Genomic DNA, 25,395 nt, shown 5'->3' with positions numbered 1-25,395 from the left:
GGCGTCATTGCCGCTTCAGGCCGATGGCGACCAGTTCGCAGCGCACCGTGCCCAGTTTCAAGCCGTATTCCGCCCTGAGCGGAATCATCCCCATTTCAAAAGTCTCATTCGCCAGCCAGCGCAGTTCCGCGTCATTCTCCATTTCCGCCACATAACGGAACGGCGCCACCCAGGCCGACAAAACCCGGCCCCGGCCGGAAAAACCGGGCGCGGGCACGGCGTTAAAACGCAGGGCCTTGTATTTTTTGTCAAGCGCCTCCAGTTTCCTCAATTGCGGCGCAACATCAACCGCGAAAGGCACAAATGCGTTGTCGGTGAAAATTGACAGCGTAAAATTATCAAGGTCGGCCAGTCCGTTCGTGTCGCCGGCGTAGGCGGCGGAGATTGCCTTCATGAACCGGAACACCTCGCCGCGCTGTTCAATGAGTTTCGCAAAATGCGGCATGTTGGTGATTACGGCGCGGGCGATAAAATCGTTCTTTACGTAATCGTATTTCCCGGCTTCAACGCTGAAAATTTCCATGTTATTTATAGAGACCTTGTTGTAGAACGTATCCACGCGCATCAAGTCGCGCTTGGCAAAGAAAAGCGGCTTGAGGGTGGGCTTTATCAGAACGGTGGAAAGCCGGTTATGAATCGCATAACGGCTGCGGCCGGACTCGGACGGGTCTTCAAGGGTGTCCAGACTGAAAGTAAGAAAATAAGCAGGCAACCATTCGCCGCTGGCCTCGTTAAACCATTCGCCGTCCGCGGCGGACACAACCGCGTCAGCCAGATGCATCAGGTTCAGCCGGAAGAGACGATAAGTAACCTCATACTTGAGAATCAACGCCGGCAGATTGGGGGTGAAGCGTTCCCGGCAATCCAAATCAACCGGAGACTGGGCGAGTCCGGTTGCCGGCAAAACAAGCGGGCGCACCACGCACAAGGCCGTTATTATCAGCCCCGCGGCCAGCCGGGCCGGCTTCGCGCGGAAACCGACGCTATGAACACGCGCATTCATCCGCCATTCCTGGTAAAAACTTTTTCCATGAGGATATTAATCCGCTCCGTGTACGGCTTATCCTGCATTTCAGGGCCATTCAAACAGCCAGTCAACTGCTCAACAATTACCGCGTCAGGAATGCTGTCAACCGCCTCCAGGCATTCGTCCCGCGTCAAACGCCCCATGATTTTAAGGACTTCCGGTTTAGCCATATTTGGCCGCAAATTGTATTTTGCAACCAGGACGGGGCACTTTTCAAGGACACGCCAGGCCCGATCATACTCCGCCGCAAATTGCGGCGCGCTCATGCGGTTAATTTCGGTTATCTTTCCGCTTTTCAACGACGGAAAGTCCGCCTTTGCCATGTAAGCTTTCAGGCCGGCCTTGACGGCGAGGCTGACGGCCTTTACCTTGAACTGGGCGGACACGGGTTGTTCGCCATCCGCGGCAATCCCGGGCCCGCCGATAAGCAACGCAAAAGCCAATGCCGGAAATATTTTTTTCATGTCGGGGCTTGAAACAACTGCACACAAATGATTGCCGGGTATTCTTACTGATCACCGGCATGCTTGTCCATATTTAAATTGTTCCGCGTTTATCACTTGCTTACCGGCAGAACCGATTATATATTATTTTGTCTTGTCGTAAAATTTCCGGAAAAAAAACAGAAAACAACATGAAAACAAAAAATCGGCGGATCAATCCCCAGTCATTAATAAAAAAGGCGGGCAAGCCGGCGGAAAAGGCCCTGCGCATGCACCCTTTTTACCAGGGAAAAATTGAAACCGGCATCAAATGCCGCGTGCAGGACTTCAATGATTTCGCCGTCTGGTATTCACCGGGAGTCGCCTCGGCCTGCAAGGCCATTGCAAACGACAAAAACCTCTCTTTTGAAATGACCAGCCGTTGGAACACGGTCGCCGTGGTCAGCGACGGCACGCGCGTGCTCGGCCTGGGCGATATCGGGCCCGAAGCGGGCCTGCCCGTCATGGAGGGAAAGGCATTGTTATATAAATACCTCGGCGGGGTGGACGCTTTTCCGATTGTCCTGAACGAAAAGGATCCCGGCAGGATTATTGACATCGTGCTTGCGCTCCAGCCCTCATTCGGCGGCATAAATCTTGAGGACATTGCCCAGCCGAAATGTTTCCAAATCCTGGATACCCTGCGGGCAAAGGCGGAAATACCGGTCTGGCACGACGACCAGCAGGGCACGGCCACCGTCATCCTGGCCGGACTCCTGAACGCCCTGAAACTTACGCGAAAAAAAATAGCCGATGCCAGGATCGCGTTTATCGGCAGCGGCGCTTCAAACACAACCGCCGCGCGGCTCATTTTCGGACGCGGGGCCGACCCGGCCGGATGCATGGTGGTTGACAGCAAGGGTATTCTCCATAAAAACCGCGTTGATATTGCGGCTGCAAAAGACAAGTTCGCGCATAAATGGCGGCTTTGTCTGGCCACCAACGCCGAGCAACGCTCCGGCGGCATAGCGGAGGCGATGCGGGAGATGGACGCGGTAATCGCCTGCTCCAATCCCGGCCCCGGCATCATCCGGCCGGAATGGATCGGCGCCATGAAAAAAGACGCCATTGTTTTCGCCTGCGCCAACCCGATCCCCGAAATATGGCCCTGGGAAGCCAAGGACGGGGGCGCGGCCATCGTCGCCACTGGCCGCTCCGATTTCCCGAACCAGGTGAACAACTCGGTGGGGTTTCCCGGAATCTTCCGCGGCGCGCTGGATGTGCGCGCCAAAACCATCAGCGATGAAATGTGTTTTGCCGCCGCCGACGCCCTGGCCGGGATGATGGGCAAAAATCTTGACGTTGAACATATTATTCCCTCCATGGACGACTGGGAGGTTTTTCCGCGCGAGGCGGCCGCAGTCGGCATGAAGGCCCAGGAGCAGGGACTGGCCCGGAAAAAAATGACCCGGAACGAACTGATGGCCAACGCCCGTAAAATGATCAAGCGCTCCCGGTCAATGACCGCCGCCCTGATGCGGGATGGATTTATCAAAAAATTCAGGGGGTAAACAAAATACGGAGCGATCAGACGGTTCCGTTAAATCAACACACTGGAAACGCCGCAATAACAATGAATACAAATCCGGAATTGAAAATAGGTATCATAGGTTTTGGAGAAATGGACAATTCAAATCCGGCTGCGCTCAAAAACTAAATCGCCCGTCTGGCTGCCACGAGTCATGTTTTGAAAGGAAAAAAACAAATGCCGATGCCCCCGCGCGAAAGATTAATGGCTCCGTTCAGAGGAATCAAACCTGACAAACCGGCCTGGCTGGCGGATATTTCCTATTGGTATAACGCCATGGAAATTCAGGGAAAATTGCCGGAAAAATACCAGGGCGAAGCAGGATATATTCGCCTGCATAAGGATTTGGGCGTATGCGCGTATTATTGCTTGAACGGCACAACCTATACCTTGCGCTATGACGGCGTGGAAGAACATACGAACGAATCATCCGGAATACGGATAAAAGAATGGCGCACGCCAAAAGGCGTATTGCGGGAAAAAAGGGAGTATGTGCCGACCGCCTATTGCTGGGCCCGCACGGAATATGCCGTGAAAACCGCCGATGATTTGAAGGTGGTTCAGGACGTGGCGCGCCGCATGCGTTTTGAGCCGGTTAAAAAAAACTATGAGCAAATGTCGGAAACGCTTGGCGGCGCGGGGACGCCGATTTCAGCCGTGCCGCGCAGCCCCCTGCCGGCATTGCTGGCGGACTGGTGCGGGGTTATGACCACGATCTATCTTGTTACCGACGAGCCGCAAGCCGTTGCGGACACATTGGCGGCCATTGACCAGGCAAATAACGGCGGTTTTGATTGTGTTGTATCCGGACCGGCTGAACTATTGCATTTCGGCGATAATCTTGACAGCGGCAATTGCGCCTCGTACTTCAAGGATTACATGGAAGAATATTATCGGAAGCGAATTGGCCAGCTTCACAAAGCCGGCAAATACGCGGTGGTGCATCTTGACGGCACCGTGCGCGGGCTTTTGCCGAAACTGGCGGCGTGCGGTTTTGACGGAATTGAGGCGATAACCCCTTTGCCGGTGGGCGACGTTGCAATTGAAGAACTTCGCGCGCTGGCCGCCAATCCAAAGACGATTATATGGGGGGGTATCCCGGGCGCGATGTTTGCCAAATCTTGCAGCGCGGACGGCATCCGCGCCCATACCAAGCGCCTGCTGGACGCGCTCTGGACGGATGGCCGGCTGGTTGTCGGCAGCGCGGACCAAGTGCCGCCCGACGGCAATCTTGATTACTGCCGCATAATTGCCGATACGATAGAGGAATACCGGTAAGATAGACAGTTAACGGGGCAACCGTCCGCATTGCGCCGGGAAAAGGAAAATATGGACGTCAAACCAGACATTATCGCCGCGATCGGGCGCACGCCGCTGCTCCGGATCAACAAGCTGATTGCTCCGGACGAGGCGGAAGTTTTTCTTAAAATGGAATCGCACAACCCCTACTCCAGCGTCAAGGACCGCATCGGCGCCGCCATGATTGCCGACGCCGAAAAACGCGGGTTGCTCCGGCCGCAGACCGTCATCATTGAGCCGACCAGCGGCAATACCGGCATCGCGCTGGCCTTTGTCTGCGCGCTGCGCAAATACCGCCTCATCCTGACCATGCCGGATTCAATGAGCGTGGAACGCCGCGCCATGCTGAAGGCTCTGGGGGCCGAACTGGTTCTAACACCGGCCGAACAAGGCATGCGCGGCGCCGTTGAAAAGGCGAAGGAACTGTCCGCCGCCCTGCCGGAAAGCTGGATACCCCAGCAATTTGAAAACCCGGCCAACCCGGCCATTCACGAGGCCGCGACCGGACCGGAAATCTGGGAGGATGCCGGCGGCAGAATTGACGCCATTGTAACCGGGGTCGGCACCGGCGGCACAATCACCGGCATCAGCCGTCATCTGCGGCGGCTCAATAAAAGTTTCCAAGCGTTTGCGGTGGAGCCGGCCGATTCCGCAGTCATCGGCGGCGGCAAGCCGGGACCGCATAAAATCCAGGGCATCGGCGCCGGATTCATCCCCAAAAACCTGGATCTTTCGCTGCTGGCCGGAACAGTCGCGGTCAGCAATGACGAGGCCTTTCAATGGGCGCGCCGCCTGGCGCGGGAAGAGGGCGTATTCGCCGGCATCAGCACCGGCGCCAACATCTGCGCCGTGGCAAAGGCGATCCGGAAATTCAACCTGAAAGGGAAAAGGATCGTTACCATTGCGGCAAGTTTCGGCGAACGCTATCTTTCCACGCCGCTTTACAAGGACGAAGCGTAAAAGGCCGAACGGAATCTTTCAACCGCCAATGCAGAATTCTCGCCGTTTGAATATTCGCGCAAAATACAAACAAAACCACGGAGAAAACATGAAAAAACAAGGACTTAACACGTTGGGACTGCACGCTGGGCAACAGCCCGATCCAACCACCGGGGCGCGGGCCGTCCCCATCTATCAGACCACGTCCTTTGTGTTCAAAAGCGTAAAACACGCGGCCGATTTGTTTTCCCTGAAAGAATCCGGCAATATTTACACGCGGATGATGAACCCGACTACTGATGTTTTTGAAAAACGCGTGGCCGCCCTGGAAAACGGCTCCGGCGCGCTGGCCGTGGCCTCGGGCATGGCCGCCATTTCCTGCGCCCTGCTGGCCATCACCCGCCTCGGGGACGAAATTGTAGCCGCCAGCAATCTTTATGGAGGCACTTATCAGCTCTTCCATTACATGTTCCCCAAGCTGGGGCGTTTTGTTAAATTTGCGGACGCGCAGAAGCCGGAATCGTTTCGCCGGGCGGTCACTTCAAAAACGCGGGCAATTTATATTGAGACCATCGGCAACCCCGGACTGGATGTGCCCGATTTTGGGGCATTGGCAAAAATCGCGCATGCAAACGGCATTCCGCTGGTGGTGGACAACACGGTCGGCATCGGCCTGGCGAGGCCTTTTGATTACGGCGCAGACATCATCGCGTCTTCCGCCACAAAATACATCGGCGGCCACGGCACTTCCATCGGCGGCGTGATTGTGGATTCAGGCAGATTTAAATGGAACAACGGCAAATTCCCGGAATTCACCGAGCCGGACCCCGGTTACCACGGATTAGTGTATTGGGATGCGTTCAAGAATGTGCCCGGCATGGGCAACGCAGCCTTTATTCTCAAAGTGCGGGTTACACTCCTGCGCGACTTGGGCGCGGCCTTGAGCCCCTTCAATGCCCATCAGTTCCTGCTGGGCTTGGAAACCCTGGGCTTGCGCCAGCAAAAACATTCAGAAAACGCGCTCGCCATCGCCCGCTGGTTGAAAAAACACGCCCAAGTAAGCTGGGTCGTTTATCCGGGACTGAAGGACAATCCCAACCACAAGCTGGCCTCCAAATATCTGAAAAACGGGTTTGGCGGGCTGGTCGGATTCGGTGTCAAGGGCGGGCTGAAGGCCGGAAAAAAATTCATCAATTCGGTAAAACTCCTCTCGCACCTGGCGAACATCGGCGATGCCAAAAGCCTCGTCATTCATCCGGCCTCCACCACGCACCAGCAATTAAGCGCGGCCGAACAGCTGGCGGCCGGCGTTACACCGGATTATATCCGGCTCTCCATCGGACTTGAGGACGTTGAAGATATCAAGGCGGACATAGACCAGGCCTTGAAGAAATGCAGAAGTTAGAATGCAGAATGACAAAAGAAGAATCGCAGTGGGGTTGAGCGGCGGCGTGGATTCCGCTGTGGCGGCCGCCCTGCTTAAACGCGCGGGGTATGAAGTCCTGGCCGTTACCATGCAACTAGGAAGCGGCCGGATCAGCTTTGATGACAAAAAATGTTCCGCCTGCTTCGGTCCGGGGCAGGCGCAGGAGATTGACGCGGCGCGCGCGGCCGCCGCTTATCTGGAAATTCCGCATGCAGTGATCCCGCTGGCCGATGAATTTGAGGATAAAGTGCTCGGTTATTACCGGCGGGAATATCTGGCCGGCCGCACGCCCAACCCGTGCGTCGTCTGCAATGCGCTGATTAAATTCGGCGCTCTCCGGGAAGCGGCCGCGAAAACCGGCTTCAACTGCGGTCTGCTTGCCACGGGCCATTACGCGCGGGTAGATTACGATGCCCGGCAAAGACTCTTCCTTCTCCGGCAGGGCATTGACCCCGCCAAGGACCAGTCCTATTTTCTCCACCGGCTGAATCAGGCCCAGCTGGCCGCAATAGTTTTCCCGCTCGGCGACCGGCTCAAGCGCGATGTCATTGCGGAAGCGAAAAGAATCGGCCTCCCGCGCGTGACGGAAAAAAAAGAAAGCCGCGATTTTCTGCAAAAGGACGACCATTCCTTTCTGTTTGCGGGTCATCCCGGGCGCCCCGGCCCGATTCTTGACACAAAAGGGAAACGCATCGGAACGCATCGCGGAATTATCCATTATACCATCGGCCAGCGCAGTGGACTGGGCGGCGGCGCCGGCCGGCGGTATGTGAAGGAAATCCGCGCCAAAAACAACACGATTGTCATAGGCGAGCGGAATGAAATCCTGGCATTGCAAACATCCGTGCGGGATATCAACTGGATCGCAAAAAAACCGCCGGCAAAAGAGTTTGCCGGCCTGGCCCGTTTGCGCTATCGTCAGGCCGGAGTCCATTGCCAGGTGACGACGGAAAACAGCGGGGCCCGCGTTGTTTTTGACGAACCGCAGTTTGCCGTAACGCCCGGCCAGGCCGCGGTTTTTTACCGCGGCGACGAAGTCCTCGGGGGAGGATGGATTGTCATCCCCTGAACAGAATGCGCGAGCGGTTAACAATAAAATAAAGAAATTTGACAATGCGTTTTATTGAGATAACCTTTGAATCTCAGGGATAAAAAAAAATAATTTGTACGTCAGCTAACTCACGGCATAAGAACAAACATGCGAACAGTCAAAAGCATAATTAAAACCGGCGATTGCGCCAATATTCTTCTGGACTATCCTGATAATTTCTTTGATCTGATAGTCACTTCCCCGCCGTATGCGGACTGTCGGGAAAAAACCTACGGAGGGATTAAACCAGACAAATATGTAGAATGGTTTCTCGTAAAGAGCGAACAATTTCTCCGGGTATTAAAACCCACCGGCACATTTATACTCAATATAAAGGAAAAAGTGGTTGACGGTGAGCGACACACTTATGTCATCGAACTCATTTTGGAGCTGCGCAAGCAAGGATGGTTATGGACAGAGGAATTTATTTGGCACAAACGAAATTGTCATCCTGGAAAGCGGCCAAACAGATTCAGAGATGCATGGGAACGTTGTTTGCAGTTCAACAAATCAAAGAACTTTCAGATGTTTCAAGAAAACGTTATGGTACCAATGGGAAAATGGGCCGAGACACGATTAAAACATCTCGGAAAGAACGATGTGATTCGGTTCGATTCTCAGGTTGGCAGTGGATTCGGGAAGAATATCGCGAACTGGATCGGAAGAGATAAGGCCTACCCCTCAAACGTTCTGCACCTCGCCACTGAGACGGACAACCGAAACCATAGCGCAACTTTTCCGCGCGCTATCCCGGAATGGTTCATTAAACTCTTTACAAAAGAGGGCGATTGGGTTCTTGATCCATTTGTTGGAAGTGGAACAACATGCGTTGCGGCACAGAAACTTGGGAGAAACTCAGTCGGAATAGATATTTTGCATGATTATGTTAAACTTACCAAAGAAAAAATTAACCCGATTGAAATGATGCTATGCGAAAAGAGGGCAAATTATGGGAAAAGTAACAAAAAAAGAGATCATAAACTTCATCGAACCAAATATACACAAGTTTCACAAGCGAAGGCTTGAGAATCTTTTGGCGCTTCAACTGAAATACCGACATTATCGAACCGCTCGGTCATAAGGCAAAAGATAAGAATGAAAAGTTTCAAGTAGAATATTCCAAAGTCATCAATAAATTCACCCTTGAATTTTCCAAAGAATACTGCTCCTCCGGCGGATCAATTCTATGGGAAAAACTTGTCCGGTTTAACTCGGGCAAGAAAGTAGAATAACGATCATCCAGCGACAAAACCATCTTCCTGGTTTGCCAGCCACAGTGAAAATATTCTTCCCGGCAACATCATAAAAAAACGCTGATCATGGATGCATGAAAAACAAAACTTCAGCGCGTTTTGCAAGCATTGACTTTGAAACCGCCGACCGCGGCGCCGACAGTGCCTGCGCCGTGGCCGTCGTTACCATTGAAAACGGCGAAATTGTCAATCGCTTTTACCAGCTTATCCGGCCGCCCCGGCAGGAATTTGAATTTACGTATATACACGGACTTGAATGGGAAGACGTCAGGAATCAGCCGACTTTCCGGGAAATATGGCCACTGCTTGAAGAACATCTCAAGGACGCAAAATTCGTCGCCGCGCACAACGCCGGCTTTGACCGCAGCGTCCTTAACGCGTGTTGCGCGCAGGCGGGCGTAACTCCGCCGCGCATTCGCTATGAATGCACGATGACGCTTGCCCGGCGGGTCTGGCGCATTTACCCGACCAAACTCTCCGACGTCTGCCGCCGCCTGGAAATACCGCTGTGCCACCACCGGGCCGATTCGGACGCCGAGGCCTGCGCCCGGATCGTCCTGGCCGCCATGGAAAACGGCGTTGCATTCAGGTAAAAAACGGAATGAATGTGCAACGTTGAAATAGTTTCGGCGTCATTTTTAGACGCCAAGCCCAATAATTAGACGCCCCGTTATACTCAAATAAAATACTATAAGTCACCAGCGGACTGGACACCGGCGAATCCAAACCCGTTTTCGGCTGACGGACGCTATGGTCCGTTACGCTGGGCGCTATGGAGGCGGCGTCACCCGAAATTGTGATCGCATCCCGGGCAAAAAACAAAAAGCACAGCGGCGAATAAATTCTTTCTTGAAAGACATATTCAGCTTAAAAAAAACATTGACATTGTTCACGAATATGTTAACTTTATTTTATGAAGAGAATTATCTTCTATACGACGGCATCGGGTAGATGTCCCGTGCGAGACCACTTGGATGAATTACCCGATAAAACCGTACAAAAGATTACGTGGGTTTTGAGGCTGGTTCGCGAAATGGATATCGTTCCTGCCCAATATTTCAAGAAACTGACAGGAACTGAAGATATTTGGGAAATCAGGGCTGAGGTGGGGCACGATGCATATCGGCTCTTGGGATTTTGTCACGGTCAAAACATGATTGTATTGACCAATTCATTTCAAAAGAAAAGCCAGCAAACCCCGCAACGCGAAATTGAACTCGCAAAGCAACGAAGATCGGAGCATCAAACAAGAAGGTGAAACCATGGATGATCTGGATAAATATATAGAGAAAAGAAAAAGACGCTCTCCGGCATTTGCCGAGAGTTTTGAATCCGGCTATGAACAATTCAAAATTGGTGTTGTTCTGCGTATGGCAAGGGAGAAAGCCGGATTAACCCAGGAGGAAATGGCGGATAAACTCCGCACAAAAAAGTCGGCTATTTCCCGAATTGAAAACCACGCGGAAGACATCAGGCTTTCTACGCTTGAACGCTTCGCACAGGCAGTTGGGAAAAAACTAACCTTGAAAATTGCCTGAGCAAACCATTTATTTCTTGAGGACGGCGTATGTTTGATGATTTAAAAGCAATCTATAGAAATGATCCTGCCGCGCGCGGATTACAGCCTGTTTTATATCCCGGCCTTCATGCTATTATATGCATGACGCGCCTTCCAACAGCACGATAGTCGGCGCACCCGGGAAAATAGTAAAAAAAGACGGAAAGAAAGTTGATTTACCACTTGATAAGACAATAACAACCGTGAAACAAGAATAAGAACGGAAGGAATTATTCTTTGAACAGATCTCGTGCATTTATTCTTTTGACGGTAATCAGCTCTTGTGTGCTTGGGCCAGTAAGCTTATCATGCGGACAATCAGAGAATATGAAACATCCGGATACAGGTGAATTCACGGCAAAAATTAACGGATTGGAGCTATGGTATAAGGTATCTGGTTCTGGCCCTGTTTGTATTTTCCCAACGCCTGGATGGGGCCCAAGTTCGGACTTGTATTTCCTAACTTTGTGTCGGCTTGAACGGTTCTTCACAATTGTCTACCTCGACACCCGCGGCAGCGGACGTTCCGAACGTCCGCCCAACGCAACCGATTACAAATATGATCAGTTTAGCGCTGACCTTGATGCCCTGCGCGCCCACTTGCGGCAGGAACGGGTTTGGATTATTGGACATTCCATGGGCGGGTGGCTGGCTATGCACTATGCCATTGCCTATCCAGACCGTTGTTGCGGATTGGTACTGCTGGACTCCGTTGTAGCCCAGGATGCGGAGTGGCGAAAAGACGTTGCGGCACGCCAGATGAAACGACGAAATGAATCTTGGTATGAAGAGGCAACCCGGGCAACCTCCGATCCTCGGGCGAAAGAGGACGAAAAAGTCTTTTGTGCGGCGTTGCATTCCACGTTACGGTTTGCCTTCCATAATGCCGCAAACTTCAAGAAGCTGGAAGCTATGGACAAATCTTTCTCGCTTCCAGCTTTCAAAGGGATGGCCGCATCCAACAAAGGAGGCGCCCATCTTCTTCCGCTCGCGAAAATTAAAGTTCCAACCCTTATTGTGGCGGGTGCCAGCGATGATCGCGCCTCACCACTGCAGGCCGAAAGGATATATCTTGGGATCAGCGGGTCAAAACTCATCATAATTGAGAAGGCCGGGCATTTCCCTTGGCTGGAACAACCGGATCGTTTTTTTGCCGCTGTCGAAAGCGGCTTGGCAGCACTTGGACTTGCGCCGGTAGCACCGGCAGAGAAGTAAGAAAAATGCCAAACCATTTGACAACCGGTTATCCACGAATGAAATACTACAAGTCACCAGCGGACTGGACACCGGCGAATCCAAACCCGTTTTCGGCTGACGGACGCTATGGCCCGGAATGGATATGCTTTCGTATTGACGGAATCAACCGCACGAACTGCTGCTGTGGAGGCGGAAAGAACGGGCCGTTCACATTCATCCTCGGCGCCGACACTCCTGACCTCAAATGTCATCTGGCTGATTTCCTGATATATAACAAGCGACACAAACGGAACGTCATCATCTTGTGTCCTGAGTCTATTAATCTTGATACTTTTATCGCACAGGCACTGGAAGAAACTCCGGATGAAAACCGTGTGCGCTCCACAGACCCAAGGTGGGTGGTTCATTCCACGCCCCTTGCGGCATGGCATAATATTCGTCAAGACGGCATGCTTAAATCGCTTGCACTGCTTCGCGAAAATGGCAAACAAACCATCGGGCTGGGAATTGAGAAACTCGGAGACCCGCCGGACTTTGCGAATTATGTCATGCTGGGCTCCATGGAAGCGGTGTCGCCTGAAATTGTAGTCGCATCCCGGGCAAAAAACCAAATTGTTGACGATGCAGACCGCCCGTATGTACCGGGCGTGCGCATCTACTTTGACAATCACCTGATCATCCGCAACGGCTTGACCGTGCGCGATGGACTTCATAACACCAAGGTTCGCAAACGTCTTCATCTTTCGCCCTACATGGCGGCGGCGATTACGGCAAAAGACTTTCCAGAACAGACATGGTGTCCCAGAACCTTCAGCAAGGCGGCAAATAATCTCTTTCTTGAAAACATTGCGATTGAAAAATAGATTTGCCAACTGCACCCAAAAAGGATACGTTCGCACCCAGTATGAGAACAAGCAATTCAAAACATACAATAGCGACGGCGCTGTTCGGCAAAACACAGCGCGCTTTGCTGGCGCTTTTTTTTACGCAACCGGAACAATCATTTTATCTCCGGCAGATTGTGCGCATGGCCCGGATCGGCCAGGGCGCAACGCAACGGGAATTGGCGCGCTGGGTGGAGGCTGGCCTGCTGGTGCGGACACGACGCGGGAATCAGGTTAACTATCAAGCCAACCCAGCTTCGCCAGTATTTGCAGAGTTGAAAGCATTGACGGTCAAGACGGTTGGCGTGGCCGATGTGTTACAAGAGGCGCTGAATAAACTGGCCGGCCGGATCACGGCGGCCTTTGTCCATGGATCGCTTGCACAGGGCACAGAGAAGGCTGACAGCGACGTGGATGTGGTGGTGGTGGGTGAAGTGACATTCAGGGAGATCATTGACGCGCTTTACGAAACGCATAAAAAGATCAACCGCGAGGTGAATCCTACCGTGTATTCTGAAACTGAATTCCGGAAGAAATTACGCGCCGGGCATCACTTTTTAACAACCGTAATGACAGCACCGAAATTATTTCTGATCGGAGGCGAGCATGAGCTTAAGCGATTGGGCGCGTAGCGGCTGGTTAGTTGAACACCAGACAAGTCCGCAAGAAATTGCCGATCTGCTCGGCGTGACCGACCGGGACTTGCGTGACTGCGCGGCAAGAAATTTAAGCGAGGACTGGCAACTGGCAATTGCGTATAATGCGGCATTGCAGTGCGCCACGGCTGGCTTTGGCGGCCTGCGGTTACCGGGCGTCAAGGGACGCGCACCATTACCGGGTGATCCAAAGTCTGGCTCACACCATCGGCATGGACGCCGAGCTGATTGCCCAAATCGACGCATTCCGCAAGAAACGCAACATCGGCGATTATGAACGGGCCGGGTTGGTCTCGGAAACCGAAGCCCGCGAAATGGTGACACTGGCGCGCTCATTGCGGCATCAACTGGAAGCATGGTTGCGACAGAATTATCCAAACTTGTTGAAATAAGCCAGACCAAAAACCGCGAATCAAAAACAGGAATGACAACAATCCAAAAAAAACTTCAGGCTCTTGAAAAAAACCTGCGGAAAATGAAATCGCTCATGGTGGCTTACAGCGGCGGGCTGGACAGCGCTTTCCTGGCGGTCATGGCCGCGAAAACGCTGGGGGAAAAAATGCTCGCGGTCACTGTCCTCTCCCCTGCCCTGGCCCGGCGCGACCGGGAGGATGCCCGCAAAATCGCCAAAACTTTCGGCTTCCGGCATGAAACCGTTTCCCTTGACACGACACGGGATAAACATTTTGCCGCCAACCCGGCCAACCGCTGTTATTACTGCAAGGCCGCCGTGTTCGCGCGCCTGCAAAAGATGGCCAGAACGCGCGGCTTTAAGGAAACGGCCGACGGCACTAATCTGGACGACCTGAAAGATTACCGGCCCGGATTGAAGGCCGGCCGCGAGCACGGCATCCGGCATCCCCTCCGGGAATGCGGATTCACAAAAAAAAACGTCCGCCTGGCGGCGCGCCGAATTGGCTTGTCAATCGCGGACAAGCCGGCCTCACCCTGCCTGGCGTCGCGTTTCCCATACGGAACGCCGATAACGCCCGCGCGCTTGAAAGCGGTTGACGCGCTGGAAACAAAAATCCGCGCGCTGGGCTTCAGCGACTGCCGGGCAAGAGTTGAATCACGCGGTATTGCGCGGATTGAGGTCCCGGAAAACGAACTGAAACTGGCGTTGAAACCTCTAATCAGAAAGTCAATCTTGCTGGCGGCGCACAAAACCGGGTTCAGCTACGCCGTCCTGGATTTGGCCGGCCTGCGGAGCGGAAATCTGAACCGGACAATGAATAAAAATTCACCGCAAAGACACAGGGATCGCAGAGAGAAATTATAATAAAAACTCTGAGTCCTCCGCGCATCCTCGGCAAAAAAAACAGAACACCATGAACATTCAAGTCAACGGTGAAAACCGCGAAATACGGCCGGGAGAAACCCTGGCCGGCCTGGTCAAAAAGTTGAAGCCCGGCAAACAACGCGTCGCCGTCCTGCTGAACGACAAATTGATTGCCGCGGAGAAACGGGCCGGGCATATCCTGAAGGAAGACGACTGCGTGGAAATACTGACTTTTGCCGGGGGAGGATAAAAGGAATTTTCGATTTTTGATTTCAGATTTTTGCTATGATTATTTATCCTATCCGTATCCGTGAAATCCGTGGTGAATGAATAAACTTCATGGTGAACAATTGAGTTTAAACGTCCAAGAACGCGAACGATACGCGCGCCATCTCTCCCTCCCCGGAATCGGCGCGGACGGGCAGAAAAAACTGGCTGAAAGCCGCGTGTTGATTGTCGGGGCGGGCGGGCTGGGCTCGCCCGCGGCCCTTTACCTGGCCGCCGCCGGCGTTTTTACGATCGGCTTGATGGACGCCGACACGGTGGAACCGAGCAATCTCCAGCGTCAGATACTGCATTTCACGGACGACATCGGCCGGCTGAAAACAGAATCAGCCGCCGAAAAATTACACGCCTTGAATTCCGATGTCCGAGTGCGGACATATCCGTTCCGCCTGACCGGAAAAAATGCGCGGTCAATTCTCGGCAATTTTGATTTCGTCATTGACGCCACCGATAATTTTCCCTCCAAAATCATGATCGCCAACGCCTGCCATGCCGCAAAGAAGCCCTATTCCCATGCCGGCGTCGCGCAATACTCCGGCCAGACCATGACGGTGCTTCCCGGCCAAACGGCCTGTTACCGGTGTGTTTTTGATTCCCCGCCAAAAGACCCGCGCAAACCGCAAGGCCCATTGGGCGCCGTCCCCGGCGTGATCGGCGCCATCCAGGCCGCAGAGGCAATCAAATACCTGCTTGATATCGGCGACCTGCTCACCAATCGCCTGCTCACGTTTGACGCTCTGAAAATGAAGTTCCGGGAAGTGCCGTTGAAACGCAATCCTTGTTGCAAATTGTGCGCCAGCCGCCGTTAAAACTTGTGCTTTGTCCGGGCAAATGCTATGCAAATGAGTGAATTTCGCCATTCAATGCAATTAACAATGATATCGGAGGGATCGGATTATGATTACCAGACACTGTTTCCATGATTTTATCACAACGTTGTGTTTCCTGGGCTGGATGAGCGCCATGTACGCCGGAACAGGACCATGCCTTGCGGACGCGGAGGCGCAGGTTTCCGCGCTGGGACTTGACTATGACGGCGACGGGTTTGCCGACCCGGCCCTGGTGATCAACGGGGACTGCTACCTCTGGCTTTCCACAAACGGTTACCTGATGAATACCCCTTTTGACCTCGGGCTTTCCGGCGGAACTTTTACCGCCGGCGATCTGGACGGCGACGGCACGAACGACGTGGCCATGGTTTCGGGCGAATTGTGGTACACTTGGGGTTCAGCCTCCGGCTATGCGCCATTAGGGCCATACAATTTGAACATGGCCGGCACACCTTTTATCGGCAATTTTGACGGGGACGGTTTCGGCGATCCGGCGGTCATGAACCAGGATGGACTATTCGTCTGTTTTTCAAAATACGGTTACCAGGCGTCCGGACCATTCGCGTTCAATGCAACCGGAACGCCGCTGGCCGCCGACCTTGACCTTGACGGCTGTGACGATTTAATCCTGGTAAATCAAAATCTGTGGACTGTTTTCTACTCCAGTCTGGAATATCTTAACCCGGTGGTCTATGATCTGGCGACAACCGGCCTGCCGCTGGCGGCGGATTTTGACAACGACGAACGTTATGATCCGGCGATTTATGATCCGGTCAACGGCTGGTATTGCTGGATGTCGTCCGGTGGCTATCTCAGGCAGGGCCCCTATCAATTAACCCCGGGTTATGCCCCGGTGGCATACGGCCTGGCCGACATGGTTTCAAACACGACCCATGCCGCAGTCTACGTCGGCGACGAATTGAACGTCATTCCGGATGCGAAAGTGTTTTTGAACGAAGTCGTTTTGACCTATGGCCTTCCCGTTGTTTTTACGAATGAGGACGGGCGGCTCATTAACCTGTCTCTGCCGTTATATTACGGCGCCACCACTTCCCTGACCGCAGGCGCTGATGTTGTCTTGACCGTTACCGCCGCCTCTGGGGCGACCATTTATCAGTCGGCCGCTTATACCATGCCGTCGCCGGTTCAGATTGTGTCGCCTACCAACGGCCAGAATCTGGCGGCCGGGCAGGACCAGACAATCCGCTGGTCAAACGGCACAAATGCCGCCGGCTTCCTGGTCGGGTTCCTGGCCTTGGACGCCACCAATATTAACTCAGATAAAGGCCTGGTTGTGAAATATGTCCCCAATTCCACCAACGAAACAGCGCTGGACGGCTCGGAATTTCTCGCCGGAACAGGAGTGGTTGGCGTGGCGGCGGTTAACGGCGACGTGACTGCCCTGCAAAACGACATTGATACGCCGCAATCCTTCTTCCTCCTGGGGAACGAGGATGATGTAACCATCACGGTGGAAGAATCCCATGGCGCATCAGGAGCGGCGAAGGGGCAAGCCGGACTGGGTATTCTCCGTGAATATTCCAAATCGTTTGAAGGCTTGAGCTTCAAGATGCGCGATGGCAACCCCCAGCAGATTCAACAACCCGGCAATGTTACCATTGTCTTCAAATTGCGGCGCCTTAAAATGAGCGTGGCCTTTATCAAGGCATTTGACATGAACGGCGGCGAGTATTTTTCATGGCAGAAAAAACGCGTCTTTAAGACCAGCGACAAAACCTACACGGTGTCGTTCAGCGTGAGCGCCGGGACAACGGTCGTCTTCGGCACCCATGACGCTTCGTATCGCAGTGGCGTTTATTCGTATTAGATCCAGCCCCGGCCGCAAGTTTGGTTAAAACAACATTCCAACATTCTGCAGAATGTTGGAATGTTGAATTGAAACAAAAAGGAACCTTTCAGGCATTAATCGCTGCCATTAAAACCCCGCCGGAAAGATCGTCCGCCGCTTTGAGTATCGGCGCCATGCATTTATCCGGTTTCCCCCACCGCAAAATATTTCCTTCGGAAATAAAGCGCCACGTTCACAAGGCCGATCAGCACGGGTACTTCCACCAGCGGCCCGATCACGGCCGCAAAAGCCGCGCCGTGATTGATGCCGAATACACCCACCGCCACCGCGATGGCCAGCTCAAAATTATTGCTGGCCGCGGTGAAGGAGAGCGTCGCCGTCCTGGTGTAATCGGCGCCGGCCTTCCTGCTTATCCAGAAACTCAACAGGAACATGACCACAAAATAGATCAGGAGCGGCACGGCGATCAGAAGCACATGCCCCGGCTGGCGGATGATTTTTTCACCCTGCAACGAAAACATGACGACAATCGTAAACAACAAAGCTACCAGCGTAATCGGCGATATTTTAGGGATAAACCGCGCGTGATACCATTCTTTGCCCTTAAGCTTGACCAGAACCAGGCGGGTCAGTATGCCCGCGATAAAAGGGATGCCCAGGTAGATGAACACGCTTTCGGCGACCTGCTTGATGGTGATGTTGACCACGGCCCCGGAGAGGCCCAGCAGGGGCGGCAGTTTGGTTATGAAAAACCAGGCATAGACGCTGTAGAAAAGCACCTGGAATATTGAATTGAACGCCACCAGTCCGGCGCAATACTCGCAGTTACCCCTCGCCAAATCGTTCCATACGATCACCATGGCGATACAGCGCGCTATGCCGATCATGATCAGCCCGATCATGAATTCCGGCTGATTATGCAGAAAAGCCACTGCCAGCAGGAACATCAGGATCGGGCCCACAACCCAGTTCTGAATCAGGCTTAACCCCAGCACCTTCCAGTCCCGGAACACGTCCCCCAGTTCCTCGTATTTCACCTTGGCCAGCGGCGGATACATCATCAGGATCAGGCCGATGGCGATAGGAATGCTGGTTTGCGTCCCCTCCGGCCGCAAGGATCCGATCCAGTCGCCGACACCAGGCGCAAAATAGCCCATCAAAACCCCGGCCGCCATGGCGAGAAATATCCACAGGGTCAGATAGCGATCCAGGAACGATAGTTGTTTTGATATATTTTCGTTCATGTCCGATACTCCAATATTGACATCAATCCGGCCGGCTCAGCATGAGGCTTAACCTTTTTCACCTTTTACAGCCTCAATCTTTGCAGAAACCACATACGATTCAATCCCAGTACCGGGAAACCAGTCTTTAATGAATTCGCGGCTTGCTTCATTGACATCAACTTTCACCCCGGAAAAACCAGCGTCGGCAAGCATTCGTTTTATATCCGATACAAGCGCCGCGCCGGCCACGCATCCGGCATGAGCCGCCAAGTCTTTTTTGATTTTATCCGGTAATTTTCTGACGGCAACCACATCGGATATGGCCAGCCGTCCGCCGGGTTTCAGAACCCGGTGCGTTTCCCGGAACACCTGCGCTTTATCCGGCGACAGGTTGATGACGCAATTTGAAATGATGATGTCCACGGAATTATCCGCCACGGGTAAATGTTCAATTTCGCCCAGGCGGAATTCAACATTCTTATACTTTCCTTTAACGGCATTTTCGCGCGCTTTGCTGACCATTTCCGGCGTCATGTCAATTCCTATGACCCGACCACTGTCGCCGACCTGTCTGGCGGCAAGGAAACAGTCAAAACCTCCGCCGCTTCCCAGATCAAGGACGACTTCGCCTTCTTTCAGATTTGCGATGGACTGGGGATTTCCGCAGCCCAGCCCCATATTGCTTTCAGCCGGAACCGCCTTCATATCTTCGGCGGAATAACCGATTTTGGCCGATTCGGCATCAACATTGACCGACGCGGAAGAACAGCATGAAACAGCGCAACATCCCTTGGTTTTTGCCTTTGCAATTTCCGCATAACGGCTGCGAACATTCTTTCTGATCCGATCGTGGTCGTTTTTTATCTTCATGGTTTTCAAAATAACCTCCTGCAAATGGCTTCCAAACCTTCATTGCTAATATTCTTAAGCCGCTTCTGATCCTGGATAATCCGAATGGTCTTCTTCATATCCTTGAACAGCAAGGCAAGAATCTTGCCTGCTGAATTTGGCCTGAAATCTTTTGCCAAGCGATAATACATCCAGCGCCCGCTCTTGCGGCTGTCAATAAGCCGCGCGGCCCGCAGGATAGTCAAATGCTTTGACACAGTGGAGGGCGCCAGCTCCAGCAGGGCGATAAGCTGGCAGACGCAGAGTTCGCCGCCTTGAAGAGCATACAAAATGCGCACCCTGTTCTCATCCGCCAGCGCTTTCAACACATCCATCACTTCACGCATATGACCCCCCCCCCGTTAATTCGTTATTTGTAGAAATATACCATATATGCAAACAACGTCAATAAAAATAAACAAAAAATTGTACGGCCAAAAGACGTGTTGCGTGGCATGGCGCATGAATGGCCGGCAAACAGCGCGGTGCATGGTTGGAAAGAATATGTCGCGTGCCGGAAGGAGGCGGGAAGCCGGAAGTTCCGTTACTCCCCAGTGATCTTCAATGTTACATCCTTGGGCAGGGCGACCCCCGCCGCCACCTGCATGGCCTTGAAAGCGCCGACCGGCACGGCGCAGGCGGCACAGCAGCCCTTAAGGCTCTCGCGGCCGGTCGTCAAGACCACGCCTGCGCTTCCCGCGCCGATCTCGGCATACCCGTCCACCGGACCCTTGGCCATCAATGCCTCGCCGAATTTCCGCGCCTTCTCGCACGCGCTCGCGATCTTAAAGGTCACGTTCTGCGAATCTTCGCTCCCGGCGTGGATACTTGACTGGAACCCGCAAATTCCGCCATTCACCACAACTAATGCCTTCATGTTTGAATTAAGCCCCGCAAAGCGGGGCAACTTTTTCCGCTTCCAAACGGTAGGGCGAACCCTCAGGGTGAGCCGATCTTCATCAGACGGCTCGGCAGGGACGCCTCGCCCTACCTATTGGGCAACTTTGAAATTCCTATACATTGAATTAGGTCAACTCCAAGCAACCCGCATCCGGATCATTCTCAAAGCGCCAAATCAATGCGCTGTATTTTCGGATCATCCTTTCATGCACGCTTGTCGGTTGATTCCCAATCCGCATCCAGACCACTTTAGGTGGTGGTCCATAGTAACAACTCAGATCGTAAAAATCCTCGTCCAAGGTAACAATAGTCATTCCCTTATCTTTTGCGTAATTCCAGATCGCAAAATCAGATTGGTCCTTTAGACCGACCATGCGGACATGGGATGACTCCGGAAATATGTCGGCCAATCGTGATACGAGTTTGTGACTGAGGTTCGCGTCAAACAACAGCTTCATGTTTCACCGGATATTGGATGAAGCGGCGTTCACGTTCGGCGGCATACTCAATGCAAGCCCGAATGTCCGGCTCGGATAGGTCGGGATAGTCCTCGATGATTTCTTTCACCGACATACCTGCTGCCAACCAACCCAGCACATCACCAACAGTAATACGCAAACCTCGAATACACGGTTTCCCGCCGCGCTTGCCTGGTTCAATCTTAATCACATCGCGATAGTTCATAACAACCTCCCGCCCGTTTCGGGGGAAATGTTTTTCAACTCTTATCTAAAAGATATTCTCATAATCAAGCGCTGTCTGCAAACATAAACAGCCGGTTATTTTTCCTTGCTCGTCTGGCGGGAAAAAGCAAAACGGAAAGTGGCGATACGCAGAACCGGCCGGCATCCCGATTACCTTGCTGTATAAATCAAATACAACCCGCCCATCAGCACCAGCAAGCCGCAAATTTTCTTCAGGATTACTGCGCCCCTGGATTTTTCGTTCCAATTGAGATAGTGCTGGACCACTTCCGTGAACGTGCCGGCCAGCACAATCACGGCACAATGCCCCACCCCATAAAGCAGAAGCAGAAGAATTCCATACGTCAGGTTGGTTGCCGCCAGCTTGAAGGTAACCGCCAGCATGGGCGCCATGTAGGCAAAGGTGCAGGGCCCGAGCGCAATTCCGAACACCAATCCAAGAATAAAAGCGGCCAATAGTCCGCGACGTTTCATGCCAACCCTGGATGGTCCGGACCAAGGCATGGGAATGACGTCCAGCAAATGAAGTCCGACGATAAAAAATATTACCGCCACAAAGTAGTTGCCGTAGCGTCCAATGTCGCCCATCATTCTTCCGGCGGAAGCTGTTACTGCGCCGATAACGGCAATCGTCAGCAAAATGCCAAGCGCAAATAGAATTGAAATGAAAAAGGCGCGCCAGGTGGAAATCCTGCCCTGCTGGTCAATGAACCCTACAATCAAGGGAATGCTGGCCAGGTGGCACGGGCTGAGCAGAATGCTCAAAATGCCCCAGATGAACGCCGCGGTTATCGCAATGGCCGCGGAACCTTCAACCGCATGAGTTAACAATATAAAAAGCTGTTCCATTATTCAGGTCCGATCACATTATTATTTTACCGCAGGCGCAGAGACCGCAGAGACAAAATAAAATCTTTTTTTTTGAATAAACCATCTCTCTCATCTCTGCGCGCTCTGCGCCTAGCGAAGCGGGCGGTGAATCTCATCTTGTCAAAACCCAAGTTGTTTCCACTTTGCCAGAATATCCTCCCTGCCGTAAAACCCTTCATGGCGGAAAAGCTCCTTGCCGTCGGGCGCAAAAAATATCTGGGTGGGGATCACGCGGATGCCGTACTGCCGGCCGGCCTCCGGGGTCTGCCAGACATCTATGAACTCAACCTTGAATTTATCGGCATGCGTCTTTTTCAAATCCTCCAGGATGGGCGCCATCATCTTGCAGGGAATGCACTTGCCCGCGCCCAGGTCAACGAGTTGCGGCAATGTTTGAACGGCGCCGGCTGGCGGGGCCGGCGATTCAGTCGACGCAAAGGATTGCAAAGCCGTCTCGTTAATACCGGCTGTTTCCACGGGCGGCACGGACGCCGCGACCGGTTTTTTGCTTTGCTTGATCGCAATGACCGCCCCCGCCGCGACAATCAGCGCGGCAACAATGGCTATACTCCTGATATATTTCATGGTTAATTTTCATCCTCCTCTGGATACGAAAGCTTTTGTCTCACGCGGGGTTAACCACGTTATTGCACGAAATTCGTGCAATATTCGGGTCTCACTTCAACATCTCGGCCACTTGCTCCGGCGTCAAGACCTTGCCGGCGCTCTTAACCTGGCCATCCACGGCCAGGGCGGGGGTCATCATGACGCCGAATTTCATGATCGCGTTGATGTCGGTCACTTTCTCTATTTCATACTCAATGCCAAGTTTTTTTGCGGCCGCCTCGGCGTTCTCCGCGAGCTTCCTGCACTTCGGACAACCGGCGCCGAGAATCTGTATTTTTTTCATTCCAGTTTTTTCCTTTCTGTTTTTTTCATCGCATAACCGCGCCAAAAACAACACCGCTGATCGTCGCCATGACAACGACAAGCGCCACATACGTTAACGTCTTCTTCGGTCCTATGATTGAATTGATCACCAGCATATTGGGCAGTGACAACGCCGGGCCGGCCAGCAAAAGCGCCAAAGCCGGCCCCTGCCCCATGCCGCTATCCATTAATCCGCGCACAATCGGAACTTCGGTCAAGGTGGCGAAATACATGAGCGCACCCACTATTGATGCGAAAAAATTGGTCCAAACCGGCCAGATCATGCCGAACCAACGGGGCGCGGAACCAATGCCGCCAACAACGTTATAGAAAACGTCCGGATCATCGCCGACCAGCGCCTGGATCCAACGGTTCGGGATAATGCCAGCGTCATCGGAGCCCGGACTGCCCAGAAAAAATCCGGCCGCCAGCACGCCGGCAAACAGCAGGGGAACAATCTGTTTGGCAAACCCCCAGGTCTGATTTCCCCAATCTTTCAGTTCCGCTCCGCCATAAAAAACAAGCACGGCCAGCCCGGCCGAGCCGGCGGTAAATGCCGCAACAGGATGACCCGGAAACATCAGTCCCAAAACCACCGCCGGAAAAGCGGCGGCGGCCACGCACCACATCGCCAGATCAAAAAAGCGCCACAGACAGAAAGCCAGCATGACTCCAAACCCGGACGCGATCGTCCATTTTGCCTTGAAAACCATAACCCATATACCGGTTGTCTCAAGCGGCTGCCCCCAGTTGGCAAAAACCAGTATTCCGACCATGGCCAGAAAATAAAGTGCTATCTGCCATAACGGCCGGCCGCCAGTTTCGTCATCCCCCATAAACACGTCCTGCGCTTTTGCCGCCTTGTCGCGTTCCTCTTTAAGAAAGAAAAAATGCATCAACGCGCCGATCACCACGCTGAAAACAATCGCGCCGATCGCGCGCGCCAGGCCGATCTGGAAACCAAGCACGCGCGCCGTCAGCACAATGGCCAAGACATTAATGGCCGGGCCGGAATAAAGAAAGGCGATCGCCGGGCCCAGCCCCGCGCCGCGCATATAAATGCCGCCGAAGAGAGGGAGAACAGTGCAGGAACAAACCGCCAGAATCGTGCCCGAAACCGAAGCCACGCCGTAGGACAGCAGTTTGTTCGCCTTCGGCCCGAAATAACGCATCACCGTGTTCTGGCTGACAAAGACGCCGATGGCGCCGGCGATAAAAAACGCCGGAACCAGGCAAAGCAGAACATGTTCCTGGGCATACCATTTCACCAGCCGCAGGGATTCCAGAACCGCTCCCTGAAAACGGACGGAAGAAACCGGCAGAAAAAAGGCCGCCAGGAAACCGGCCGTCAGCACGCCGAATATTTTCCATTCTTTGTTCATGTCTCCAAGGCGGGATCTGCAACCAAAAAATATTCTCTCGCCCTGGCCGGCGCTCGGGCACAGGCAAAGGCGCAAATCAATTAGGCCGCCAAAAGCGGCAACTGTATTTGATAAACGTAGGAGCCGCATCCCCATGCGGCGATTCCGGACGAACCGCATCCCCATGCGGCGATTCTAAACACCAGATGCATCGCCGAACAGGGGTTCGGCTCCTACCCACGATTTTGCGCTCTTTTGCGGCAAGTTTGAAATTCCTATACGTGAACGCTGATTCTGAAAACTTTGCGGTCCGGCGATTGCCGGACGGCTTGGCAAGAAAATCTTCTTGTTTATCATGGTTTCCCGTGCTTCAGGCTACTGGCTGTTGATTTCGTCTTCATGACTGCAATCGCGCATTGCAGGGCGTTCAAAATACAGGGGGTTTGCAAACGATAAAACACCCGCATACCCGCCCGGCGGTCGGCAACAATCCCAGCTTTTTTCAGGCGGGCAAGGTGCCGGGAAACATTGGACTGGTCAATATCGGCCAGGGCGTTCAATTCGCAGACACAGCATTCGCCCTTCGCAAGCTTGTCCACGATCAGGACGCGCACCGGGTGGGCGAGCGTCTTCAGTATTTTTGCGCGGATTATTGCCTGTTGAAAGTTCACGCGCACACCTTATGCGTATATGCGCATAAGGTCAAGCAAAAAAAACGCGGTTTTTTTCACAAGTCCGGCAGAAGCTGATCGGTAAGGTCGTCGCGCGTAAAAACAGTGGCCCCGAAAACGGCCTCAAATTTCAGGCGGATAACCGGCTCCGTCTTGAAATCAAACTCGCGGCTGGCGTATACGCCCGGCTCAAATTCCAGGTAGAGCCAGTCCTTGTAAATCTGGCGGCGGTAACGGATGGAAAACCAGGCCCTTTCAATGAAATTGTCGGGATGATCGTAACCATTGGCATCATAATCGTA

The 25,395-nt window shown here is 53.2% G+C and carries 31 protein-coding genes and 1 pseudogene; 18 read left to right on the top strand and 14 right to left on the bottom strand.

Annotated elements, in window-relative coordinates; genetic code table 11:
* Positions 1-4: 4 nt before the first annotated feature.
* Positions 5-1,003 (bottom strand): hypothetical protein, encoded by a 999-nt coding sequence (locus PHP98_07860; protein MDD5483549.1) that lies wholly within the window; start codon positions 1,001-1,003, stop codon positions 5-7.
* Positions 1,000-1,491, bottom strand: coding sequence for a hypothetical protein (locus tag PHP98_07855; GenBank protein MDD5483548.1), 492 nt, complete (start codon positions 1,489-1,491; stop codon positions 1,000-1,002). Before PHP98_07855 ends, PHP98_07860 begins: the two co-directional genes overlap by 4 nt.
* Before the next feature lie 170 nt (positions 1,492-1,661).
* On the opposite strand from PHP98_07855, the gene PHP98_07850 reads away from it, so the two are divergent.
* The 18 genes and pseudogenes from PHP98_07850 (at position 1,662) to PHP98_07765 (ending at position 17,561) form a co-directional block, all read left to right on the top strand.
* Positions 1,662-3,020, top strand: coding sequence for an NADP-dependent malic enzyme (locus PHP98_07850; protein ID MDD5483547.1), 1,359 nt, complete (start codon positions 1,662-1,664; stop codon positions 3,018-3,020).
* A gap of 194 nt (positions 3,021-3,214) precedes the next feature.
* The gene (locus PHP98_07845) at positions 3,215-4,315 is read left to right on the top strand and encodes a uroporphyrinogen decarboxylase family protein (GenBank protein ID MDD5483546.1); all 1,101 of its coding nucleotides are present in this window, start codon (positions 3,215-3,217) and stop codon (positions 4,313-4,315) included.
* Positions 4,316-4,366: 51 nt separating this feature from the next.
* Positions 4,367-5,296, top strand: coding sequence for a cysteine synthase A (cysK, locus tag PHP98_07840; GenBank protein ID MDD5483545.1), 930 nt, complete (start codon positions 4,367-4,369; stop codon positions 5,294-5,296).
* Positions 5,297-5,384: 88 nt separating this feature from the next.
* Positions 5,385-6,680, top strand: coding sequence for an O-acetylhomoserine aminocarboxypropyltransferase/cysteine synthase (locus tag PHP98_07835; GenBank protein MDD5483544.1), 1,296 nt, complete (start codon positions 5,385-5,387; stop codon positions 6,678-6,680).
* Position 6,681: 1 nt separating this feature from the next.
* Positions 6,682-7,770: a tRNA 2-thiouridine(34) synthase MnmA gene (gene mnmA, locus PHP98_07830; GenBank protein ID MDD5483543.1), complete on the top strand. Its 1,089-nt coding sequence runs from the start codon at positions 6,682-6,684 to the stop codon at positions 7,768-7,770.
* A gap of 129 nt (positions 7,771-7,899) precedes the next feature.
* Complete coding sequence (locus PHP98_07825) at positions 7,900-8,817, top strand: site-specific DNA-methyltransferase (protein MDD5483542.1); 918 nt, start codon at positions 7,900-7,902, stop codon at positions 8,815-8,817.
* Positions 8,818-8,843: 26 nt separating this feature from the next.
* A pseudogene (locus tag PHP98_07820) lies at positions 8,844-9,023 on the top strand (cytosolic protein).
* 95 nt (positions 9,024-9,118) lie between these two features.
* On the top strand, positions 9,119-9,637 hold the full coding sequence (locus PHP98_07815) for a 3'-5' exonuclease (GenBank protein MDD5483541.1): 519 nt from the start codon (positions 9,119-9,121) through the stop codon (positions 9,635-9,637).
* 320 nt (positions 9,638-9,957) lie between these two features.
* On the top strand, positions 9,958-10,302 hold the full coding sequence (locus PHP98_07810; protein ID MDD5483540.1) for a type II toxin-antitoxin system RelE/ParE family toxin: 345 nt from the start codon (positions 9,958-9,960) through the stop codon (positions 10,300-10,302).
* A 4-nt stretch (positions 10,303-10,306) separates the two neighbouring features.
* Positions 10,307-10,582 (top strand): helix-turn-helix domain-containing protein, encoded by a 276-nt coding sequence (locus tag PHP98_07805; GenBank protein MDD5483539.1) that lies wholly within the window; start codon positions 10,307-10,309, stop codon positions 10,580-10,582.
* 347 nt (positions 10,583-10,929) lie between these two features.
* Entirely contained in the window at positions 10,930-11,817 is an 888-nt protein-coding gene (locus PHP98_07800) for an alpha/beta hydrolase (GenBank protein ID MDD5483538.1), read from the top strand.
* A gap of 38 nt (positions 11,818-11,855) precedes the next feature.
* Positions 11,856-12,662, top strand: coding sequence for a hypothetical protein (locus PHP98_07795; GenBank protein MDD5483537.1), 807 nt, complete (start codon positions 11,856-11,858; stop codon positions 12,660-12,662).
* Positions 12,663-12,664: 2 nt separating this feature from the next.
* A complete protein-coding gene (locus PHP98_07790; GenBank protein ID MDD5483536.1) occupies positions 12,665-13,315 on the top strand; it encodes a nucleotidyltransferase domain-containing protein in 651 nt (216 codons plus the stop codon).
* Positions 13,316-13,434: 119 nt separating this feature from the next.
* A complete protein-coding gene (locus PHP98_07785) occupies positions 13,435-13,731 on the top strand; it encodes a hypothetical protein (protein MDD5483535.1) in 297 nt (98 codons plus the stop codon).
* Between the two features lie 32 nt (positions 13,732-13,763).
* Positions 13,764-14,618, top strand: a complete 855-nt coding sequence (gene larE / locus PHP98_07780) for an ATP-dependent sacrificial sulfur transferase LarE (protein MDD5483534.1) — start codon at positions 13,764-13,766, stop codon at positions 14,616-14,618.
* 49 nt (positions 14,619-14,667) lie between these two features.
* Positions 14,668-14,868, top strand: a complete 201-nt coding sequence (gene thiS / locus PHP98_07775; protein MDD5483533.1) for a sulfur carrier protein ThiS — start codon at positions 14,668-14,670, stop codon at positions 14,866-14,868.
* 76 nt (positions 14,869-14,944) lie between these two features.
* Positions 14,945-15,712 (top strand): HesA/MoeB/ThiF family protein, encoded by a 768-nt coding sequence (locus tag PHP98_07770; protein MDD5483532.1) that lies wholly within the window; start codon positions 14,945-14,947, stop codon positions 15,710-15,712.
* Positions 15,713-15,800: 88 nt separating this feature from the next.
* Complete coding sequence (locus tag PHP98_07765) at positions 15,801-17,561, top strand: VCBS repeat-containing protein (protein ID MDD5483531.1); 1,761 nt, start codon at positions 15,801-15,803, stop codon at positions 17,559-17,561.
* A 161-nt stretch (positions 17,562-17,722) separates the two neighbouring features.
* Here PHP98_07765 and arsB read toward each other — a convergent pair whose 3' ends face one another.
* From arsB to PHP98_07705, 12 genes are all read right to left on the bottom strand, one after another.
* The gene (gene arsB, locus PHP98_07760) at positions 17,723-18,787 is read right to left on the bottom strand and encodes an ACR3 family arsenite efflux transporter (protein ID MDD5483530.1); all 1,065 of its coding nucleotides are present in this window, start codon (positions 18,785-18,787) and stop codon (positions 17,723-17,725) included.
* Positions 18,788-18,835: 48 nt separating this feature from the next.
* On the bottom strand, positions 18,836-19,639 hold the full coding sequence (locus PHP98_07755; GenBank protein ID MDD5483529.1) for an arsenite methyltransferase: 804 nt from the start codon (positions 19,637-19,639) through the stop codon (positions 18,836-18,838).
* 5 nt (positions 19,640-19,644) lie between these two features.
* Positions 19,645-20,004 carry a metalloregulator ArsR/SmtB family transcription factor gene (locus tag PHP98_07750; GenBank protein ID MDD5483528.1) on the bottom strand — a complete coding sequence of 120 codons (360 nt, stop codon included), beginning with the start codon at positions 20,002-20,004 and terminating at the stop codon, positions 19,645-19,647.
* 197 nt (positions 20,005-20,201) lie between these two features.
* A complete protein-coding gene (locus PHP98_07745) occupies positions 20,202-20,534 on the bottom strand; it encodes a hypothetical protein (protein ID MDD5483527.1) in 333 nt (110 codons plus the stop codon).
* Between the two features lie 148 nt (positions 20,535-20,682).
* Positions 20,683-21,015, bottom strand: a complete 333-nt coding sequence (locus PHP98_07740) for a DUF5615 family PIN-like protein (GenBank protein MDD5483526.1) — start codon at positions 21,013-21,015, stop codon at positions 20,683-20,685.
* Positions 20,999-21,241 carry a DUF433 domain-containing protein gene (locus tag PHP98_07735; GenBank protein ID MDD5483525.1) on the bottom strand — a complete coding sequence of 81 codons (243 nt, stop codon included), beginning with the start codon at positions 21,239-21,241 and terminating at the stop codon, positions 20,999-21,001. The genes PHP98_07740 and PHP98_07735 overlap by 17 nt, the downstream gene beginning before the upstream one ends.
* 170 nt (positions 21,242-21,411) lie before the next feature.
* Positions 21,412-22,113 (bottom strand): cytochrome c biogenesis protein CcdA, encoded by a 702-nt coding sequence (locus PHP98_07730; GenBank protein MDD5483524.1) that lies wholly within the window; start codon positions 22,111-22,113, stop codon positions 21,412-21,414.
* Between the two features lie 138 nt (positions 22,114-22,251).
* A complete protein-coding gene (locus PHP98_07725; GenBank protein ID MDD5483523.1) occupies positions 22,252-22,716 on the bottom strand; it encodes a thioredoxin family protein in 465 nt (154 codons plus the stop codon).
* A 91-nt stretch (positions 22,717-22,807) separates the two neighbouring features.
* Complete coding sequence (locus PHP98_07720; protein ID MDD5483522.1) at positions 22,808-23,041, bottom strand: thioredoxin family protein; 234 nt, start codon at positions 23,039-23,041, stop codon at positions 22,808-22,810.
* A 25-nt stretch (positions 23,042-23,066) separates the two neighbouring features.
* Positions 23,067-24,443, bottom strand: coding sequence for a permease (locus PHP98_07715; GenBank protein MDD5483521.1), 1,377 nt, complete (start codon positions 24,441-24,443; stop codon positions 23,067-23,069).
* Between the two features lie 332 nt (positions 24,444-24,775).
* Positions 24,776-25,093, bottom strand: a complete 318-nt coding sequence (locus tag PHP98_07710; GenBank protein MDD5483520.1) for a metalloregulator ArsR/SmtB family transcription factor — start codon at positions 25,091-25,093, stop codon at positions 24,776-24,778.
* 56 nt (positions 25,094-25,149) lie between these two features.
* A partial coding sequence (locus PHP98_07705) for a hypothetical protein (GenBank protein ID MDD5483519.1) occupies positions 25,150-25,395 on the bottom strand: 246 nt, incomplete at its 5' end.

The sequence above is a fragment of the Kiritimatiellia bacterium genome, from assembly GCA_028715905.1.
Lineage (GTDB): Bacteria > Verrucomicrobiota > Kiritimatiellia > JAAZAB01 > JAAZAB01 > JAQUQV01.
The sequence above is the reverse complement of the archived record's forward strand: the minus strand, read 5'-3'. Positions and strand labels throughout refer to the sequence as shown.